Origin of the sequence: Rhodophyticola sp., assembly GCF_965284195.1 — a bacterium.
In the GTDB taxonomy this organism is placed as follows: domain Bacteria; phylum Pseudomonadota; class Alphaproteobacteria; order Rhodobacterales; family Rhodobacteraceae; genus Rhodophyticola.
Genome location: NZ_CBDIRM010000001.1, coordinates 1,464,487 through 1,483,120 on the forward strand (window position 1 = coordinate 1,464,487; position 18,634 = coordinate 1,483,120).

Here is an 18,634-nt window from a genome sequence, read left to right on the forward strand (position 1 = left end):
AAAGCTGGGCGGAATTCTGCCGAAATGACGCGGTATGTCGGTAAATCGGAAAGGCGGCACTTTAAGATTTCTCTCGTTTGTGTCATCAACAGCACATCTGAGGGGATAGATACGCAGAATAGCTGCAAAAAGCGGCATAAGACGTGTGACGGAACGAGCAGAGACGAGATGGGGCACAGACCTATATGACCAAGTCAACGTTTACGCGGCGCGCTTTGTTGCGCGTTTTCGCCGCCAGCGCCGTGAGCGCCGCACCGGTGATGGCAAATGCTTTCGGGTTTCTCCGCGGGGCCGGCGATATCCGCAAACTCTCCATGTATAACGGTCGCACCGGCGAAAGCATGGACATGATTTACTGGATCGATGGCGACTATATCGGCCCGGCTCTGGACGAGGTGAACCACTTCATGCGCGACTGGCGCCAGAACGAGGTGCGCCGGATCGACACCCGCACCATCGACATTATGGCCGCAGCCCACAACCTGCTGGAAACCTCCGAACCCTATACGCTTCTGTCGGGATACCGCTCCGCCGCAACGAATGCGATGCTCCGCTCCCGCTCCCGCGGGGTCGCCCGCCACTCCCGCCACATGACCGGCGAAGCGGCGGATCTGCGGATCAACTCGCGCAGCGTCAGCCAGATCGCCCGCGCCGCCGCGGCCTGCAACGCCGGTGGCGTCGGCCGGTACTCCGGCTCGAACTTCGTGCACATGGATTGCGGCCCGGTCCGCACCTGGGGTCGCTAGGCACGACCCCCGCCGCCCCCGGCATCTCTCTTTTCGTTCCGCATCCGGCCCCGCATCTGGCGGGGTCTTTGTTTTTCGCGTCGATGGACTTCGCGCCACGGGCCCCCATATCATGGGTCGACGCGACAAACCTGCAGGAGGATCAGATGGGCAGCTATGCCAGAACCGAAGAGGCCATCGCAGCGCTCAGTCCCGAGGAATACCGGGTGACGCAGGAGAACGGAACCGAGCGTCCCGGCACCGGCGCGCTGCTTGGCAACAAGGAGCCCGGCATCTACGTGGACATCGTTTCGGGCGAGCCGCTTTTCGCCTCGGCCGACAAATACGAAAGCGGCTGCGGCTGGCCCAGTTTCACCAAACCGATCGAGCCAGCCCATATCAACGAAGTGACCGACACCACCCATGGCATGATCCGGACCGAGGTGCGCTCGACCCATGGAGACAGTCATCTGGGCCATGTCTTCCCCGATGGTCCCCAGGACCGTGGCGGCCTGCGCTATTGCATCAATTCGGCATCCCTGCGGTTCGTCCATCGTGACGACATGGAGGCGCAAGGCTACGGCGCCTATCTGGATCAGGTGGAGGATGTGGCATGAGCGCGCGCGCAGTTCTGGCCGGCGGCTGCTTCTGGGGCATGCAGGATCTTATCCGCAAGCGCGCCGGGGTCGTGTCGACGCGGGTGGGGTATACCGGCGGCGACGTTCCGAATGCCACCTATCGCAACCATGGCACCCATGCCGAAGCGATCGAGATCATCTTCGATCCGACGCAGGTCAGCTATCGCGATCTGCTGGAGCTGTTCTTCCAGATCCACGACCCCACCACACTGAACCGTCAGGGGAACGACCGGGGCCTCTCCTACCGCTCGGCGATCTACTACGTGGACGAGGAGCAGCGGCAGGTGGCCCATGACACCATCGCCGATGTGAATGCCTCGGGTCTCTGGCCCGGCCCGGTGGTGACCGAGGTCGAACCGGTCGGCGATTTCTGGGAAGCGGAGCCGGAACATCAGGATTATCTGGAACGGATCCCGAACGGCTATACCTGCCATTTTCCGCGCCCCGACTGGGTCCTGCCGAAACGCGCCGCCGCCGAGTGAGACCCGGGGGCCCGCGCCGGGCCTGCCGGCGTGGCTCCCGCGACGGGATCCCGGTTCAAGCCTGTTCCCGGGCCCGTCATGACCCTGGCGCAGATCGGCGGCAGGGGTCTGCACCCTTTTACGGGATGCGGCGTGGGCTACACGTGCCCCGCCACCGGTTTCGGCCTGTAGGCGGCTTCCAGTTTCGCGACCTCGTCCTCCGAAAGCGCGATCTCAAGGGCTGCGATCGCGTCGTCGAACAGCTCGACCCGTGAAATTCCGATCAGCGGGGCCGTGATACCGGGCCGCGTCGCCACCCATGCATAGGCGATCTGGGCCATGGAGACGCCGCGCGCCTCCGCCAGCTCCGAAACGGCCCTGGCAATCTGGTCATCCTGCGCGCGGGAGGCGTCATAAAGCTGGTTCGCCACGCCATCGGACCCGGCGCGGACCGATTTTCGCGCCCCCGCAAGCACCCCGCGGGCAAGCGGGCTCCATGGCAAGACGCCGATCCCCTCGGCGCGGCAGAGGGGCAGCATCTCGCGCTCCTCTTCCCGATAGATGAGGTTGTAATGCGGCTGCATCGACACGAACTCGGCCCATCCATTGGCACGTTGCAAGCCGATTGCCTTCATGAACTGCCAGGCGAACATGGATGACGCCCCCAGATAGCGCACCTTGCCCGCGCGCACGACGTCGTTCAGCGCGTCCAGCGTCTCCTCCAGCGGCGTTTCATAGTCGAAACGGTGCAGTTGCAGCAGGTCGATATGGTCGGTCTTGAGACGTTTGAGGCTGCCCTCCACCGAATCCATGACATGCTTGCGCGACAGCCCCCGGTCATTGGGGTCGTCGCTCATCGGATTGTAGAGCTTCGTCGCCAGAACAATATTGTGCCGCGGCAGCATCGGAAGAAGAACCTCCGCCAGAACCTCTTCGCTTGCCCCGCGTGAATACATGTCCGCGGTGTCGAACAGGTTGATGCCCAGTTCCACCGCTCTGGCGATGATCGGGCGGGAGGCCGCCTTGTCCAGAACCCACGGCGCCCAGTCCGGCGACCCGAACGTCATGCAGCCAAGACCGATCCGCGAAACCTTCAGCCCGGTCCGGCCAAGATTGACATATTCCATAGTTACACTCCCCTTTCCGCCGATCTTCGGCGCTTTGGCCCGCAAATGGGCATCCTTGCCCACCGATGAAACGCCGGGTTCGGCGCCCGCCCGGTCCGCCCCCGAGAATCACCCATAAACTTATAATGATCGCGCAAGGACCCGGCGTGCCCGGCTCCGGCGACCAAAAACACAGGCCATTTCAAGCGTTATACTCATCCATAACACTGATGGTCCAGAAAATCCTTGCTTCGTGCCGATCATTGTTACTAGGGTTCAAGTGATCTAAACGAGTATATCACTTTGGCCCTCGCATTCGACCCAAGTTACATCGACAAATCCCTGCCGGTTCCGGTTGGCCGGCAGCTTTACGGATTGATGAGCTACCTGCTGTCCCATGGCGATCTGCCGAAGGGGACCAAGCTGCCATCGGTACGGCAGATGGCGCGGGATGTTGGCATCGCGCAGGCAACGGTTTCGCAGGTGTATCAGGATCTGCGCGACGCGGGCCTGCTTGAGATGCGCAAGGGCAGCGGCGCCTATACCTGCCTGTCGATCCCGCAGCAGTCCGACCACGGCCGCGGCTCCCTGCGCACCGATATCGAGATCCTGCTGAACAAGGCGGAGCGGCTTGGCATCAACCGCATGACCCTGGTGGCCATGGTCAACGCGCAGGCGCAGCTTCGTCGCACCAGATCGGGGCTGAAGATCGTCTTCGTGGCCGTGTTCGAAGGACCCGGTGCGGATTACGTGGATGAAATCCGCCCGGTGCTGTCGCCGAGCGACCGCATCTCGATCGTCACCTTCGATCACCTGCGGGAAAACGAAGATGCCCGCAAACGCTGCCTTGACGCCGATATCGTGCTGACCTTCCTGCATCGGGAAACCGAGCTGACGGCGATCATCGGCGGCGCCAACATTCTGGGCCTGCGGTTCATTCCGTCGAACAACACCCGCAAGGCGCTGGCGTCGATCGACCCCAGGGCACGGGTTGCCGCGATCACGCAGCTTGAGGATTACATCGCCATCATGCGCCCGAGCGTCCAGCGTTTCGCGCCGCATGTCGCCGATATTCGCGTGGGCTGGTCCTACGCGCCCGATGTGGAGGCGGTGATCACCGAATCCGACGTCGTCATCTACGCCACCGGGGCCGATCATATCACCCGCCTCGTCCGGCCCGGCGTGCCCTGTTTCGAATATCGCCACACCCCCGATCCGGCGGTGTTGGAGAACGAACTCGTGCCCAGACTCACCAAGCTGCGCGAGGCCCTTGAGCGGCCCGACATGCGCACGCGCGGGGGTGAAGGTGAAGGCGAACGATCAACAGAACTACATCAAGGGGAGATGAAACAATGAAAAAGAAACTCATGACCGGCGTCGCCATCGCTGCGCTGACGGCGCTGACGGCGACGGCCACAACGGCTCAGGAAAGCCTCGTCATCGGCGCGGATGTCGATGCGGGCACGCTTGACCCGCGGCTGGCGCGGGACACGACGGCCTATCGGGTGGCCAACCTGATCTCGGCGGGACTGGTACACATGACGCCCTCGCTGGAAGCGGTGCCCGATCTGGCCGAAAGCTGGGAAAGCCCCAGCCCTACAACGGTGGTGTTCACGCTGCGCGACGGGCTGACCTTCTCGGACGGCTCGCCGCTCACCGCGGAGGATGTGGCCTATACATTCGAGACGATCACCGATCCCGATTTCAACTCGCCGGCGCGGGGGCTGTTCACGCCCATCGAAAGCATCGATGTCGTGGATGACCTGACGGTCCGGTTCAACCTTTCGACCCCCTACGCGCCGCTGCTGAGCTATCTCGACATCGGCATCGTCCCGTCTGATTACGCGGAGAATGGCGGCGACATGGCGTTGGAGCCGATTGGCGCCGGACCCATGGTTCTGCAAAGCTGGACCCGTGGCAGCGAAATCGTGCTGGCCGCGTCGGACAGTTACTGGGCCGGTGCACCGGAGGTCGGCGAACTGACGCTTCAGGTCGTCGGCGACAACTCGGCCCGCGCCCAGGCCTTCGAAGCCGGGGATCTGGATGTGATCCAGTCGCCGCTGTCGCCCAATGACATCCAGCGCTATGCCGCCGATGAAAGCGTGGGCTCCGAGATCATGGCCGGGCTTGGCGTGACCTATCTGAACTTCAACACTGCCGATCCGCTTCTGGCCGACCCGCAGATGCGTCAGGCGCTGGCGATGCTGGTCGATCAGGACACGATCGTGAACCAGATCTATCAGGGTGTGGATCAGGTCGCCTCCTCCGTCATCCTGCCCTCGTCCTGGGCGTTCGATGCCGAAGTCCGACAGCCCACATTCGATATGGCGGGCGCGGTGGCGATGCTGGCAGAGCTGGGCTGGACCGACAGCGACGGCGACGGGTTGCTCGACCGGGACGGGGAAACGCTCTCCATCGAACTCTCGACACATAGCGAAGATCCGAACCGCGTTCAGTCGGTCGAGTATCTTCAGGCGGTGTTCCAGTCCGCGGGCATCGACACAAACGTGCGCATCACCGACTGGCCCTCCTTCTCCACCGGCTACGTCCAGCAAAGCGAGCATCAGATCGCGCTTCTGGGCTGGCTGCGCATCACCGACCCCGACCGGATGCTGTTTTCGCAGCTGACCACCGGGGGCGGGCTCAACTGGGGCGGATACTCCAATGCCCGGGTCGACGAGCTGCTTCTGACCGGGCGCACCGCGCTTGATCAGGATGCCCGCGCCGCGGCTTATCGGGAGGCGGCCCAGATCATCGCCGAGGAACTGCCTTATTACATCATTTCCTATCAGGGCTATCAGCTCTTCTATGATCCCGAGACAGTATCCGTCGTTGAAACCTCTCCCCGCGGCGGGTTTCGTGGCCTGATTGGAATGGGCGCGTCCGAATAGGATATGCTCACGGAGGCCGGCCGTGGAGTGCCCGCGGCCGGCCAACGACCTCGTACCACCGCCCGGGCGCGATGCCGGCATCACCCGGCGGTGACCGCCCGCGCCCGGCGGATCGCCGGTAAACCCGTCTTGACCAGCCGATGACACCACAGCCTATCCGCCCCGAACCGAGAGCGCCCCGATGACAGATTATGTGATCCGCCGGCTTCTGCTTTTCGTGCCCATGGCGATCGGCATCGTGATCGTGACCTTCTGCCTGCTGCTGCTGATCCCGGGCGATCCGGCGGCGGTGCTGCTCGGCCAGGACGCCACGCCCGAAGGCATCGCGACCCTGCGCGAGGCATTGGGCCTGAACGACCCGTGGTACATCCGGCTTGGCAGCTATTTCGCGAACCTCCTGCGCGGAGATATGGGGTACTCTATCTTCCAGAGCGCCCCGGTCTCCGACATCATTCTGGGCCGCCTCGGCGCGACGATAGAACTGGCCGTCGTGGCCTTGCTGATCTCGATCGTTTTCGGTGTGACGCTCGGTGTGCTGGCCGCAAACCGGCAAGGCGGCATCGTTGACGCCATCGCGATGCTGATCGCGCAGATCGGCATTTCGATGCCGGTCTACTGGCTTGCGCTGCTCCTGATGCTTGGCTTTGCGGTCCATCTGGGATGGCTGCCCGCCATCGGCCGCGAAGAGCCGCTGATCAGCGCGCTCGGCATGGCGCTGACGGGAAATGTGCAGCCCCTGCTCGACTCGCTGGCGCATATCGCGCTGCCGGCTATCTCTCTAGCGCTCAATTCCGCGGCGATCATATCGCGGCTGGTGCGCACCTCCATGCTGGAAGTCCTGCGGGAGGATTTCGTGCGCACCGCCAAGGCCAAGGGTGTCCGCCGCGGGACGGTGATCTGGCGCCACGCCCTGCGCAACGCGCTGTTGCCGGTGGTGTCGGTAATCGGTCTGAGGTTCGGCGCGCTTCTGGGCGGCGCGATCCTGACCGAAACGATTTTCGCGTGGCCCGGCCTTGGCCAGTTGACGATCTCGGCGATCTCGCAGCGGGATCTGCCGCTGATCCAGGGGATCGTTCTGACCTTCGCGCTGATCTATGCCAGCGTCACCCTGCTGGTGGATCTGCTTTACGCCGCGGTCGACCCCCGCATCCGCCTCAGGTGATCCGATGACAGATGCCACACCGAAACCCGCCGCCGCCGCCCGCAGGACAAGGCGGTTCCGTCTGCCCCGGATGTTCCGCAACGCGTCCCTGCTGATCGGGGCGACGATCACGGCAAGCATCCTGCTGCTGGCGATCTTCGCGCCGCTGGTGGCAACCCATGATCTGATGCAGATGGACATGCCGAACCGGTTTTCGGGCCCCTCCTCCGAGCACATTCTGGGCACGGACAATTTCGGCCGCGATCTGTGGAGCCGTCTGGTCCATGGCGCGCGGATCTCGCTCTCGATCGCGGTGATCGCGGTTCTGGCCTCGGCCGTCATCGGCACGATCGTCGGCCTGATTTCGGGGTATTTCGGCGGCTGGATCGATTTGCTCCTGATGCGGATCACCGACGTCTTTCTGGGATTTCCGCCGCTGGTGCTGGTGCTGGCCGTGGTCGCGGTGATGGGCCCCGGGCTGGTCAATGTGGCGGTCTCTCTCATCATCGTGTCCTGGACCGAATATGCGCGCGTCGTGCGCTCCACCACCTTGTCCCTGCGGGAGCAGAACTACGTGCAGGCCGCGCGCGCCCTTGGCGCCTCATGGCCGCGCATCCTCTTCCGGGAAATCCTGCCCAATTCTCTGGGGCCGATCATCGTTCTGGCCTCGCTCGGGCTCGGAACCGCGATCATCTGGGAAAGCGCCCTCAGCTTTCTGGGCTTCGGATTGCCGCCCCCTGCCCCCACCTGGGGCTGGTCGCTGAGCTATGGCACGCGGTTCATCCGGGACGAGCCATGGATGTCCATCATCTCCGGCGCGGCGATCATGATCACTGTGCTGGGCTTCAACCTGCTGGGGGACGGGTTGCGCGACATACTCGACCCCCGACAGCAAACCCGCGGCAAGGGCTGACACACCCGATCCGATCCGCAAGACACCAACAGGAGCGAACATGGTCAAAGAAATTGTCAGGCACACGCCGAAGGTCACCACCCTTGCCGACGGCACGGATGCCGTCCTGCACATGACGGATCTGGTCGGGGAGGAACCCGGCCCCCTTGTCGGGATCTCGGCATCCGTTCACGGCAATGAAAACTGCGGCAGCCAGGCCATCCTCGATCTCTTCCGCATCCTGCAGACCATGAAGATCAAGGGCCGGATCCGGCTGCTGCCGGTGGTCAATGCCCGCGCGATGACGGTGAATGCGCGGTTCAACCCCATCGATCATCTCGATCTCAACCGGCAGTTTCCGGGCGACCCGAACGGCACGTTTTCGCAGCAGCTTGCCGCAGCCCTGACGCGGGAGTTTCTGGGCAAGATCGACATGCATATCGACCTGCATTCCGGAACCGACCGGCCAACCGTGGACTATGTCTACCTGCTCAATGACGAGGGGTTGAGCCGCGCCTTCGGTTCGAAGCTGCTCTACCGCCCCGATGACGGCAAGCAGGGCACCACCTTCAGCGGCACCACCAAGGAGGTCACCATGCCCCGCGGCATTCCCGCCGCGGTGATCGAGCTTGGCGGCGGCATCGTCGATCAGGGCCCCTATATCGAACGGATCGTTGCGGGCGTGCTGAACATGCTGCGCCATGCCGGAGTGATCGATGGCGAAGAGACCGCCCCCGGCGAACAGATCGTCGTGAACGAGATCGCCGGCATCCGCCCGACCACCGGCGGCTGGATCGAGCCGCTTTCGCCCCCGCTAGGGGAGCCCGTCAATGGCGGCACGCCGCTGTTCCGGGTTGTCAGCCCCTACACGTTCGAGGTGCTGGAAGAGGTCAGCGCGCCTTTCGAGAACGGCATCATGATCATGGGCCACCTGACCCGCAACCTCGTCGAAGCGGGGGATTATGGCTGGATGGTCGGCAATCTGGAGGGATCGACGCTGTGAACCAGACGGTCTCCGGGACCAAGACGGATACGGCGCCGGAGCAACCGCCCGCGCTGGAGGTGCGCGATCTGAGGATCCGCATCGACGCGGAGGCGGGCAGCTTCACCGTGGTGGACGACATGTCGCTTTCGGTCCGTCCCGGGGAGACGCTCTGCATCGTGGGCGAAAGCGGCTGCGGCAAATCCATGACCGCCCTGTCGCTTCTGCGGCTGTTGCCCGATGGCGCCCATGTCGAGCGCGGCAGCATCCGGGTGGGCGAGACCGATCTTCTGGGCCTGTCCGAACGGCGGGCGGAGGATATCCGGGGCGACCGGATCGCGATGATCTTTCAGGAGCCTCTGACCGCGCTCAATCCGGTCATGACCGTGGGCGCGCAGATCGCCGAGGCGGTCTGCCGTCACCGGGGCCTGTCCCGCAGGGCCGGTTGGGCCGCCGCCGTTCAGGCGCTGAGGGGGGTGCAGATGCCCGATGCGGAACAGCGCGCGCACCAGTACCCCCACGAGCTGTCGGGCGGCATGCGGCAACGGGCCATGATCGCCCTGGCGCTCTGCTGCGATCCGGCGGTCATCGTCGCCGATGAACCCACCACCGCGCTGGATGTGACGGTGCAGGCCCAGATCCTCGGGCTGATGGCCAATCTCCAGCGGGAACACGGCACTGCGGTCGTGCTCATCACCCATGACCTTGCCGTGGTCGCCGAGATCGCCGACCGGGTGATCGTGATGTATGCCGGGCGCAGGGTCGAAGAGGCCGCGATCACCGATCTGTTCGATGCGCCGCTTCACCCCTATACGCGCGGGCTGATGGGCGCGATCCCCCATGTCGGCGGTGTCGGGCGACTGACGGATATCCCCGGCACGGTCCCCCCGCTCTGGAACCTGCCCGAAGGCTGCGCCTTCGCGCCCCGCTGCCCGCTGGCCACCGCGCAATGCACCGCCGAAACCCCGCCGCTCCGGGCGCATCGCCCCGGCCATATGGCCGCCTGCTGGAATGTGACCCATGACGCCTGACACCTCCGACATCAACGGGCCCGTCCTGTCGGTCCGCGATCTGAAGGTTCACTTCCCGATCCGGAAGGGTGTCTTTCAGCGTCAGGTTGGCACCGTGCGCGCGGTCGACGGGGTCAGCTTCGATATCGGGCGCTCGGAAACGGTGGGGCTGGTCGGCGAAAGCGGCTGCGGCAAATCCACAACCGGGCTGGCACTTGCCGGGCTGGTGGAGGCGACCGAAGGCAAGGTGATGTTCGACGGCGCGCGCGTCGGAAGCAAGACCGGGCGCGATCTGGCGATGTATCGCCAGCGGATGCAGATCGTCTTTCAGGATCCGTTCTCCTCCCTCAACCCGCGCCAGCGGGTCCGCGATATCCTGCGCGCGCCGCTCGACATCCACGGGATCGGCGCGCCTGCGGAACGCCCGCAGATGGTGCTCGACATGATGGCGCGGGTCGGCCTGCGCCCGGATCAGTCGGCCAGCTTTCCGCACCAGTTTTCCGGCGGGCAGCGGCAGCGGATCGGCATCGCCCGGGCGCTGATGCTGAAACCCGACGTGATTGTCTGCGACGAGCCCGTCTCGGCACTGGATGTCTCGGTTCAGGCGCAGATTCTCAATCTTCTCAACGATCTGCAAGCCGAACTTGGGGTTTCGTTCCTGTTCATCAGCCATGATCTGGGCGTCGTCGAGCATATCTCTCACAAGGTGGCGGTGATGTATCTGGGCAAGATCGTGGAGATGGCCGACAGGCAGGCGATCTTCGCCAATCCGACACATCCCTATACCGAGCTTCTGCTCAGCTCCACGCCGTCTCTCGATCCGCGGAAGCGCCGCAATTTCAGCGTGAGCCATGACGATGTGCCCTCGGCCACGTCGATCCCCGCAGGATGCGCCTTCCGCACCCGGTGCCCGCTTGCCACCGAGATCTGCGTGCGCGAGGCGCCGCCGCTGAGCCTGCGCGACGGAACCCGCCTTGTCGCCTGCCACAACCGATGAGCCACGACATGACCGCACGCCCCCTCCTCCTCACCGGCGCCCGCCTTCTCGACCCGGAGGCCGGCCGTCTGCGCGACAACATCTCGATCCTGATCAGCGGAGACCGCATCGCCGATATCGGGACCGGCATTCCCGCAGCCGAGGGTGCAAGACAGATCGCGCTTGACGGCAAGGTCGTCATGCCCGGGATGATCGACTGCCATATGCATGTCGTCGCCTGGTCGCTTGATCTCTGGGGCAACATGATCGCCCCCTCCTCTCTTGCGGCCTTGCGCGCGGCGGAGGTGTTGAGGGAAACACTGGGGCGCGGCTTCACCACCATCCGCGATATGGGCGGCGCCGATCACGGCCTTGTCCGCGCGGTCGAGGACGGTCTGGTTGCGGGACCGAGGCTGGTGATCTGCGGCAAGGGCCTGTCCACCACCGGTGGCCATTGCGACCTGCGCCACCGCACCGATGACCGGCCCGGTATCCTGTCCGATCGCGTCGGCTCCATGGGTGTGCTGGTGGACGGGGTGGATGCGGTGCGCCGGGTCTGCCGCACCCATATCAAGGAGGGGGCCGCGTTCATCAAGATCATGGCCAATGGCGGGGTCAGTTCGCCCAACGACCCGATCCATTCCCTGCAATTCTCCCGCGCGGAGATCGCGGCGGCGGTGGAGGAGGCCGAGAATGCCGGGCTCTATGTGGCCGCCCATGTCTATACCGACGCGGCGATCCGCCGTTGCGTCGATCTTGGCGTGCGCTCGCTGGAACATTGTAATCTGATCGAAGCTGAAACCGCGGCCGAGGCGGCCAGCCGGGGCTGTATCGCCGTGCCGACCCTTGTCGCCTACGAAGCGCTCGCCCGCGAGGGCGAGGCGCTTGGCCTCGGCCCCGAGAGCATCGCCAAGATCGACACGGTGCGCGAAGGCGGCCGCCGCTCCCTGTCGATCATGCAGCAGGCGGGCCTGCCGATGGCGTTCGGTTCGGACCTGCTGGGAGAACTGCGCAGATACCATTGCCTCGAACTGGAGCTGCTGGCCGAGGTTCTGCCCGCGGTGGAGATCATCCGCTCACTGACGAGCATCGGCGCGGAACTTTGCGGCTTGACCGGGCGCGCCGGTGTGATCGCACCGGGCGCCTCGGCCGATCTGCTGATCCTGGATGACGACCCGCTTGCCGACATCGGGCTTCTGGGCGGCGACGGCGCGCATTTCCGGGCGATCATGGCGCGGGGCGCTTTTGCGAAGAACACTCTTCAGGAGGGAACGACATGAAACTCGGGCGCGATCTTGCGGAAATCACGGCAGGTGTCGACTTGCTCTATCGTGAAGGGCTGTCGGACGGCGACGTGCTGGATGCCGAAGGCCTGATCCCCCTGGCCGTGGCGCCGGTTGTGCCGCGCCGCTTCCGTGACTGGCCGGAGGCGGAGGCCGCGATCAGCGCCCTGCTCGCCCGCATTCCCGGCGAGGCGGAAAATGCGCAGCGGAAGGGCTGGCTGACCGAGATGACGCTGTCCCTCGCATCGCTGGCGCGCATGTTCTCGGGCCGGAAACTCGGCTTCGCGGAGCGGCTGCGGGACCAGCTTCGGGTCACGCCCGCGCCGATCCCGGCCCCTTTGCTGGACGGCTACCGCGCCGAGCTGCGCGACGCGCTTGACGAGCTGGGCCATCGGAGCGGGGATCTGAGCGCCGATGTCGCGACGTGGGAGGCATCCATTGCCGTGCCATCGGAGGAGGTCCTCTCCCGCCTCTCATCGCTCCAGCGGGAGGCGCAGGCACGCTCCCACCGGCTTGTCTTCGACATCGGTGACGACTGGATCAGCCCCGAAGCGGTTTACGACAAACCCTATGCCGCCTATTGCGACTATCCCGGCCGTCATCTGTGGCTGAACCTTGAGTTCAGCTATACGCTCGCCGATCTGAAACACCTTGCCACCCACGAGGCGTTTCCCGGCCATCTGGTGCATCTCGCCCGGCGGGAGGCGCTGGTGGCCCGCGGGGAAATGCCGCTCGACGGCGCACAGGTGGTGACGAACTCCGCCTCCAGCGCGCTCTTCGAGGGGATCGCGGATAACGGGATCGAGCTTCTGGACTGGATCGACGGCCCCGCGGATGTCGCCGGGATCGCCTTGCAGCGGATTCGCAGCGCCCTGCGATGCAACGCCGCCTGGATGGTGTTCGAGGAAGGCGCGTCGATCGAGGAGGCCGCCGCCGCAACCGCCGCCCCGTCGTTCCAGAGCGCAAAGGTCACGCGCCGCCGCCTCGCCTTTCTGTCCCACGAGCTGCGAGCGCCGTTCCTCTTCGCCTATTGGTGCGGCGATCACGCGGTCCATGAGTTCCTCAAAGCCACCCGCGACTGGGATCGCGAGACGGTGATGCGCACTCTTTACGACCAGATGCACACGCCAACGACCCTCGCCGCCGCAGCCGCGTAAGGCGCCTTGATTTCCGCCCGCGTGCTTGCGGGATGCCTACTTGAAAACCGGGCGCAGACGAGGATCAGGAGCATGTCGAAGCTCACGAATCCATGTGTCGAAGCAGTCTAGCCGCAAACCAAAGGTCAGGCGATCTGGGATGCCGAACTGCCGGGTTTCGGACTTCGCATCTATCCGTCCGGCAAACGCGGTTCCATCGTCCAGCAGCGCGCAGGAGGACGGTCCCGCTCCTACACGATCGGCCTTCACGGCGTCTGGCCTCCCGAGGCCGCACGACGCGAGGCGAAAGCTATGCCCGGGCGCGTCGCACTTCATGGCGTCACGCAGAGCCGCACCGTTCGCCCGGCACCGTTCCGTCAGCCGCTGCCCGCGCCCCGCTCAGTGGAGTTTGCGCGCGTCCTCCTCGGCGATGTGGTCCTCGATCGTGCGGACGCGGCGGGTGTCTTCGGAATGCGGGTCGAAACCCTCGTTGACAACGGCCTCCACGCGGCAATCCTCGCACATTTCCAGCACCTTCATGCGCTTCTCCCCGTCGGGACCACCGAACATCCAGTGCGATGCCAGTTTCTCCTGGATCCGGGAGATCGCGCTTTGTGTGGCAAAAGGCTTGCCGCAGGACGTGCAGCAGAACGGAGGCTCTTCGTTCAGGATGCGTTTCGGTGCGGCCCAGGCCTCGAAATCAATCTGCGGCGCCAGCGTGATCGCGTTTTCCGGGCAGGTCTGTTCGCAGAGGCCACATTGCACGCAGGCCGATTCCGTGAAGCGCAGCATCGGGGCTTCGGGGTTGTCCAGAAGGGCATTCGCCGGGCAGGCACCGGTGCAGGCCATGCACAAGGTGCAGGCATCGGTATCGACAATGACGGCGCCGAACGGGGCGCCTTTTTGCAGTGGCAGCGATGTGGTCGGCGTCGGCGCGGCACGGTTCATCTCGGCAAAGGCCGTGACCAGCAACCCGCGCTTGTCTTCCGGCGGCAAAAACCCGGACGGTGCTTCGCGGCGCGGGCTGGTCGGCAAAGCGGCCAAGGCGGCTTCTAGCTGATCCGGGTCATCGGTTTCGATCAGCGTGCAGGACCCGTGGCCGGTGGCGGCCGCAACCTCGGACACCAGCGCCAGGCCGTCCCGCAGCCCCGTCAGGTCATGCAACGGGCGGCTGCGCCCCAGAAGCGCCACGGCGCCCGCGCCATAGGCCATCGCGGCGGCCATGATTTCAGGGCCGACCTGCGAAATCTCGTTCACGGCAAACGGGATGACATGGGCCGGAAGGCCTTTACCGAAACGGGCGGCGGCGTCGATGAGCGGCTCGCCGTGATCGGCGTCATGAAACAGCACATGGGGCGCCAGCTTGCCCCCCGCGTCGTGCCACGCCCGAAGGCCCGCGCGGATCTGACTGGCCACCGTCGCCACATCCGGCAGCGCGTAGGATGCCGCCCCGGTCGGACATGCGGCGGCGCATTGGCCGCAACCGGCGCAGATATTCGGGTCGATCGCCACGCTGTCGCCGGCCGGTTCGATGGCGCCCGTCGGACAGAGCGACAGGCAGCGGGTGCAGCCGGTGATCTCGTTGCGGGAATGCGCGCAGAGATCGGCGGCGAAATCGATGAAAACCGGCTTGTCGAAGGTCCCCACCATTTGCCCGGCTGCGGTCACCAGACGGGCCACCGCCAGCGGATCGCGCGGATCGGCGCGGTGGTATCCGGGGCGCAGGCTGTCGGCGGGGAAAAGCGGCGTGTCGCCGGTCAGGTCGATGATCAGGTCGGCGCGCGACACCGCCCCGTCGCGGGCCGCGCCGAAGCTCAGAACACGCCGCGACGATGGCTCTGGCGCGGCGTAGTCGTCGACACGCAGCGTGAACGCGCCAAGATGGCCTTCGGCGTTGCGGATCGCGCCCTGAAGCACCGGAAACAGCGTCTGTCGCGGCGGCACGACCTCGGCACCCGGCTTCAGCAGGACCGTGATGTCAAGCGTCGCGGCCAGCTCAGTGGCCGCCTCAAGCGCAACGTCGTCGCGCCCGAGGATCAGGGCGATGCCGTTGCTTTCCATTGTTGTATAAGAAAAGTCTGCAGGCCGCACCCCCGCCGCCGCAACCAACGCCGCCATTTTCGGCCCGCTTTGCGCGGCGTCCGCCGTCCAACCTGCGGTTTCGCGGATATTGGCAAAGCGCAGATCGACATCCGGCGCCTCGGCGTCGGCGACCTCCCGAAACAGCGGCGCCTCCTGCGTGCAGGTCACCGTGACCGGCCCACCGGCGGCAAGTGCGGCCTGAAATCTGTCAAGATTTGCACGGCACAATTGATGCGCCGCGGGATCACCGCCGCACCCAGCCTTTTGCAGCGCGGCGCCGTCCGGGTTCATCGTCCCTTCGCAGGTGCAGGTCAGAATCGTCCGTGTGCGCGCGCCATGTTCCATAAGACCGTTGCTTCCCTGTTTGTGCTGCTGGCGCAAGCAGTTGGCGGTGTACAAGGCCAATCCTTGCGCTTGCTGAGTTTCCCTGTAGGACTCTCCTGAAATTCAAACTTATGCAAGGCAGGTTCTGTTTTGGACGTCGTCACTCCTCCAAGATCGCTCGTGTTGCCGCCGCCCTATACCGCCCATTGGCTGCCCTCCGGCGACCCGTTCGATGATGCACAACGCCGCGCTGTGGATGAGGGTGCAGGCACGCTTGTCTGGCGCGGCTCCGTTGGTCACGACGGCCCGGGGCGACTGGATTTCGCCGTGGTGCTGGAGCCCGACATGCCACTTTCCGAGGCGCGCAAGGCGGTGCTGGCGGGCATGGTCGCGCTGGCCGATGCGGTGGCCGCCCACGCGCCGCCGGAGCGTGACATCCGATTCGACTGGCCGACGGGGCTGGTGCTTGACAGGGGCCGTCTGGGCGGGATGCGCTTTGCGGTTGCCCCTGACACGCCGGACGACGCACCGCCCGACTGGATGGTTCTGGGCGTCGAGTTGATCGCAGATCGCGACCATCTGGAACAGGCGGGCACGCATCCCGGCTCGGTATCGCTGAAGGAGGAGGAGTTCCTCGACCCGCCGGCCATCATCGAAAGCTTCGCGGCACATCTCATGCTGAATATCGACCGCTGGACGCATGCCGGCTTCGACACCATCGCGCAGACCTATGCGGGGCGGCTGACCGAAGACGCCGCTCTGGGCGACGCGGGCGAACTGGTCCATGACGGCAATGTGGAAAGCCTGGAGACCGGGTTGGCCAAGGCCGATTGGCGCGACGCGCAGGGCCCGAGATTGTGATGCGCTTGCTCAGGACGATCCAGCTTGATCAATCCGACAAGGTTGTCTTCGCGCAAGCCGCGGAACCGGGGGAATGGGCGGTGCCCGGCACATTCGTTTTTGCGGGGCGCCCGCCCGAGAGCCTCGGCCGCAAGGAACAGATCGCGTTCCGCTCGGGCTTTTTGGGGGTAACGAGTTTCGGATGGTCCACCTTGGCCGTGGTCACCGAGACGCGGGGCGACGATCACGATCAGGCGGTCACGGCGCTAGCGCATCAACTGGTCCAGCAGCTGGGCGCCCCGGATCTGGGCGCGGCGCTGCCTGCGGCCCAGGAGGAAATTGCACTGGCGGCCGATCTCTGTCGGGGGCATGATGAGGGGACATTGATCGCGCTGCACCGGCGCATCGACGAGACCGGCGCGCTGCGCGAACAGTTCCGATCCCTGAAACCGCGGGAGGAAACGGCCTTTTCCGCGGGCTACCTGCAAGGCCACGACAAAGCGTTCCATTTCGTTGAAACCGAAGACGATCAGGAAGACGAACCGGGGATGCAGATCGATCTGACGGCCTTCGGCCACAGGGAGGGAGAGCCATGAGAGAGTTCTGGGTAGCATCGGGCCATCATCTGACGCAGTTGGGCGCCGACACCCGCATGCGGGTGACCGACGAGCTGATCCTGGCCTGGCTTGCGCGCCCCGAAGTGGTGCCGCCCGAAGAGGCGTGCGCGGCGGAGCTTGCCCTGTTCGGCAAGCTAAAGGCGACGCCGCAGGCGCCCGTTGCGCAATCCGAAATCGACGCGATGGACGACGAGGATGCCCGGGAGAACTGGACGTTTCTGATCACGCTGCGCGACACGCTTGTCGAGGCCGGCAGCATCGAGGCCGGTTATCTGGCGCTTCTGCGTGACAGAGTCCGCTTGCCGGTGCTTTTTTACAATCAGCTTGTGCAGTTGATCCTGCGCAACGCGCTCGACGGCTGCGACGACACCCGTGTTCTGCGCGCGGCGGAGCTTTTCTTCCGGCCGCAGCGCGCCTTTGTCAAGGATGGCGGTCTGATGCTGGCCGATGACGAACTTGTCGAAGACCTTGAGGCGGAAAAGCATAGTTCGCCGCTGACCGCGATGCTGGGCGGCGGGGTCGAAGGGCTGGACGTTCTCAACGAGGAAAACGGCTGGACCTACTGGAGCCGGTCGGACGCGCATTCGATGGTGTTGCCGTTCGGATCGGATCTGAAGGCCCGGGCCGCGCTTGGTGCGGTGATCGAGCGCTTCGTGATGCATCTTCTGGGTCAAGCCGTCGTCGTCACCCCCCTGATCGAAACCCGGGATGTCGATCTGCGCTGGTTTGTCGGGCTGGACCCGGTCGGCACGGATATCGGCAATGCGCTTTGGAACGGTGCGGCGCCAAAGGGCACCCTTGTGGGGATCTATGCGCTCAACTTCCTGTCGGACGCGGCGCTTTTGCCTGCCGCCGCGGGCCATCCGGTCTATGTGCTGGTCGGGATGGGCGATGACAACGTGATCCGCTGCAAGCCGCAGAACCTGGTCATGGGCCTGCCCTTGGTCGCACCGCCGCCTGCCCGCGCCGCCGCCGTACCGGAGGATGTGTGATGCCGAAGGTTATCCTGCGTCTGGGCATCGTGGCGATGTCGCGCCCGCCGGTCACCCGGTGGTCGGGCCGCGTTCTGCGCCCGGTCTCCGCGATGATCGACCTTCCGCCGCTTGAGGCGGGCGCGCTGATGACTGATCGTGACGGCGTGCAGACCGTGTATCTGGGCGATCACGAACTGGCGCTGCATTCCGGGGAGACACGGCATTACATCGACAACCTGACGGCGCGGCAGCCCTCGGTCTGGGTTGCCATGGACAATGATCGTATCGCCGTCGTCACCGCCGACCCGTATGAGGGCGAGGCACTGGCCAGCGATCCCGAGCGCATGGTCGAAGCGGTGCCGATGCCTACGGCGCTGGCCGCACGGCTGGATGCGTTCATCAAGGAGCATCACGTCGAAGAGGTGTTTCACAAGCGCAAACGGGTGCCGGCGACCTCGACCGATGCCCCTCGGGCGCCACGGATCCTGCAGCCCGAGGCCAAATGGGTCCAGACCCGGGGCCGGTCCGGGCGCGGCCCGCTCGGGAAAGGGTAAGC

General features: G+C 65.2%; 18 protein-coding genes. 16 read left to right on the top strand and 2 right to left on the bottom strand.

Features of this window, described 5'->3' with window-relative positions; all coding sequences use genetic code 11:
- Positions 1 to 185 precede the first annotated feature (185 nt).
- From ACQ651_RS07270 to msrA, 3 genes are all read left to right on the top strand, one after another.
- Complete coding sequence (locus tag ACQ651_RS07270) at positions 186 to 746, top strand: YcbK family protein (protein WP_227286142.1); 561 nt, start codon at positions 186 to 188, stop codon at positions 744 to 746.
- Between the two features lie 146 nt (positions 747 to 892).
- Positions 893 to 1,342 carry a peptide-methionine (R)-S-oxide reductase MsrB gene (msrB, locus tag ACQ651_RS07275; RefSeq protein WP_375552513.1) on the top strand — a complete coding sequence of 150 codons (450 nt, stop codon included), beginning with the start codon at positions 893 to 895 and terminating at the stop codon, positions 1,340 to 1,342.
- Complete coding sequence (gene msrA, locus ACQ651_RS07280; RefSeq protein WP_227286144.1) at positions 1,339 to 1,845, top strand: peptide-methionine (S)-S-oxide reductase MsrA; 507 nt, start codon at positions 1,339 to 1,341, stop codon at positions 1,843 to 1,845. Before msrB ends, msrA begins: the two co-directional genes overlap by 4 nt.
- A 137-nt stretch (positions 1,846 to 1,982) precedes the next feature.
- On the opposite strand, the gene ACQ651_RS07285 is transcribed toward msrA, so the two are convergent.
- A complete protein-coding gene (locus ACQ651_RS07285; protein ID WP_430448915.1) occupies positions 1,983 to 2,951 on the bottom strand; it encodes an aldo/keto reductase in 969 nt (322 codons plus the stop codon).
- Between the two features lie 282 nt (positions 2,952 to 3,233).
- Between ACQ651_RS07285 and ACQ651_RS07290 the strand changes: the two genes are divergently transcribed.
- The 9 genes from ACQ651_RS07290 to ACQ651_RS07330 all read left to right on the top strand — a co-directional run bounded on the left by ACQ651_RS07290 (position 3,234) and on the right by ACQ651_RS07330 (position 13,262).
- The gene (locus tag ACQ651_RS07290) at positions 3,234 to 4,286 is read left to right on the top strand and encodes a GntR family transcriptional regulator (RefSeq protein ID WP_430448916.1); all 1,053 of its coding nucleotides are present in this window, start codon (positions 3,234 to 3,236) and stop codon (positions 4,284 to 4,286) included.
- Entirely contained in the window at positions 4,283 to 5,821 is a 1,539-nt protein-coding gene (locus ACQ651_RS07295) for an ABC transporter substrate-binding protein (protein WP_430448917.1), read from the top strand. Before ACQ651_RS07290 ends, ACQ651_RS07295 begins: the two co-directional genes overlap by 4 nt.
- 181 nt (positions 5,822 to 6,002) lie before the next feature.
- A complete protein-coding gene (locus tag ACQ651_RS07300; protein ID WP_227286148.1) occupies positions 6,003 to 6,983 on the top strand; it encodes an ABC transporter permease in 981 nt (326 codons plus the stop codon).
- 4 nt (positions 6,984 to 6,987) lie between these two features.
- Positions 6,988 to 7,875: an ABC transporter permease gene (locus tag ACQ651_RS07305; protein ID WP_430448918.1), complete on the top strand. Its 888-nt coding sequence runs from the start codon at positions 6,988 to 6,990 to the stop codon at positions 7,873 to 7,875.
- A 40-nt stretch (positions 7,876 to 7,915) separates the two neighbouring features.
- Positions 7,916 to 8,857 carry a succinylglutamate desuccinylase/aspartoacylase family protein gene (locus ACQ651_RS07310; RefSeq protein WP_430448919.1) on the top strand — a complete coding sequence of 314 codons (942 nt, stop codon included), beginning with the start codon at positions 7,916 to 7,918 and terminating at the stop codon, positions 8,855 to 8,857.
- Entirely contained in the window at positions 8,854 to 9,867 is a 1,014-nt protein-coding gene (locus ACQ651_RS07315) for an ABC transporter ATP-binding protein (RefSeq protein WP_430448920.1), read from the top strand. Before ACQ651_RS07310 ends, ACQ651_RS07315 begins: the two co-directional genes overlap by 4 nt.
- Positions 9,857 to 10,843, top strand: coding sequence for an ABC transporter ATP-binding protein (locus ACQ651_RS07320; protein WP_227286154.1), 987 nt, complete (start codon positions 9,857 to 9,859; stop codon positions 10,841 to 10,843). The genes ACQ651_RS07315 and ACQ651_RS07320 overlap by 11 nt, the downstream gene beginning before the upstream one ends.
- An 8-nt stretch (positions 10,844 to 10,851) precedes the next feature.
- Positions 10,852 to 12,102 carry an amidohydrolase family protein gene (locus ACQ651_RS07325; protein WP_430448921.1) on the top strand — a complete coding sequence of 417 codons (1,251 nt, stop codon included), beginning with the start codon at positions 10,852 to 10,854 and terminating at the stop codon, positions 12,100 to 12,102.
- A complete protein-coding gene (locus tag ACQ651_RS07330) occupies positions 12,099 to 13,262 on the top strand; it encodes a hypothetical protein (protein ID WP_430448922.1) in 1,164 nt (387 codons plus the stop codon). The genes ACQ651_RS07325 and ACQ651_RS07330 overlap by 4 nt, the downstream gene beginning before the upstream one ends.
- Positions 13,263 to 13,640: 378 nt before the next feature.
- Here the strand turns inward: ACQ651_RS07330 and ACQ651_RS07335 are convergent, their stop codons facing one another.
- Positions 13,641 to 15,668: a 4Fe-4S binding protein gene (locus ACQ651_RS07335; protein WP_430448923.1), complete on the bottom strand. Its 2,028-nt coding sequence runs from the start codon at positions 15,666 to 15,668 to the stop codon at positions 13,641 to 13,643.
- Between the two features lie 162 nt (positions 15,669 to 15,830).
- Between ACQ651_RS07335 and ACQ651_RS07340 the strand changes: the two genes are divergently transcribed.
- From ACQ651_RS07340 to ACQ651_RS07355, 4 genes are read left to right on the top strand one after another with little or no spacing between them, the layout of a single operon-like run.
- Positions 15,831 to 16,508 carry a biotin/lipoate--protein ligase family protein gene (locus ACQ651_RS07340; protein ID WP_430448924.1) on the top strand — a complete coding sequence of 226 codons (678 nt, stop codon included), beginning with the start codon at positions 15,831 to 15,833 and terminating at the stop codon, positions 16,506 to 16,508.
- Entirely contained in the window at positions 16,508 to 17,083 is a 576-nt protein-coding gene (locus ACQ651_RS07345; protein ID WP_430448925.1) for a DUF6505 family protein, read from the top strand. Before ACQ651_RS07340 ends, ACQ651_RS07345 begins: the two co-directional genes overlap by 1 nt.
- Positions 17,080 to 18,096, top strand: a complete 1,017-nt coding sequence (locus ACQ651_RS07350) for a DUF6352 family protein (RefSeq protein WP_430448926.1) — start codon at positions 17,080 to 17,082, stop codon at positions 18,094 to 18,096. Before ACQ651_RS07345 ends, ACQ651_RS07350 begins: the two co-directional genes overlap by 4 nt.
- The gene (locus ACQ651_RS07355) at positions 18,096 to 18,632 is read left to right on the top strand and encodes a DUF3305 domain-containing protein (RefSeq protein ID WP_430448927.1); all 537 of its coding nucleotides are present in this window, start codon (positions 18,096 to 18,098) and stop codon (positions 18,630 to 18,632) included. Before ACQ651_RS07350 ends, ACQ651_RS07355 begins: the two co-directional genes overlap by 1 nt.
- Positions 18,633 to 18,634: the final 2 nt, after the last annotated feature.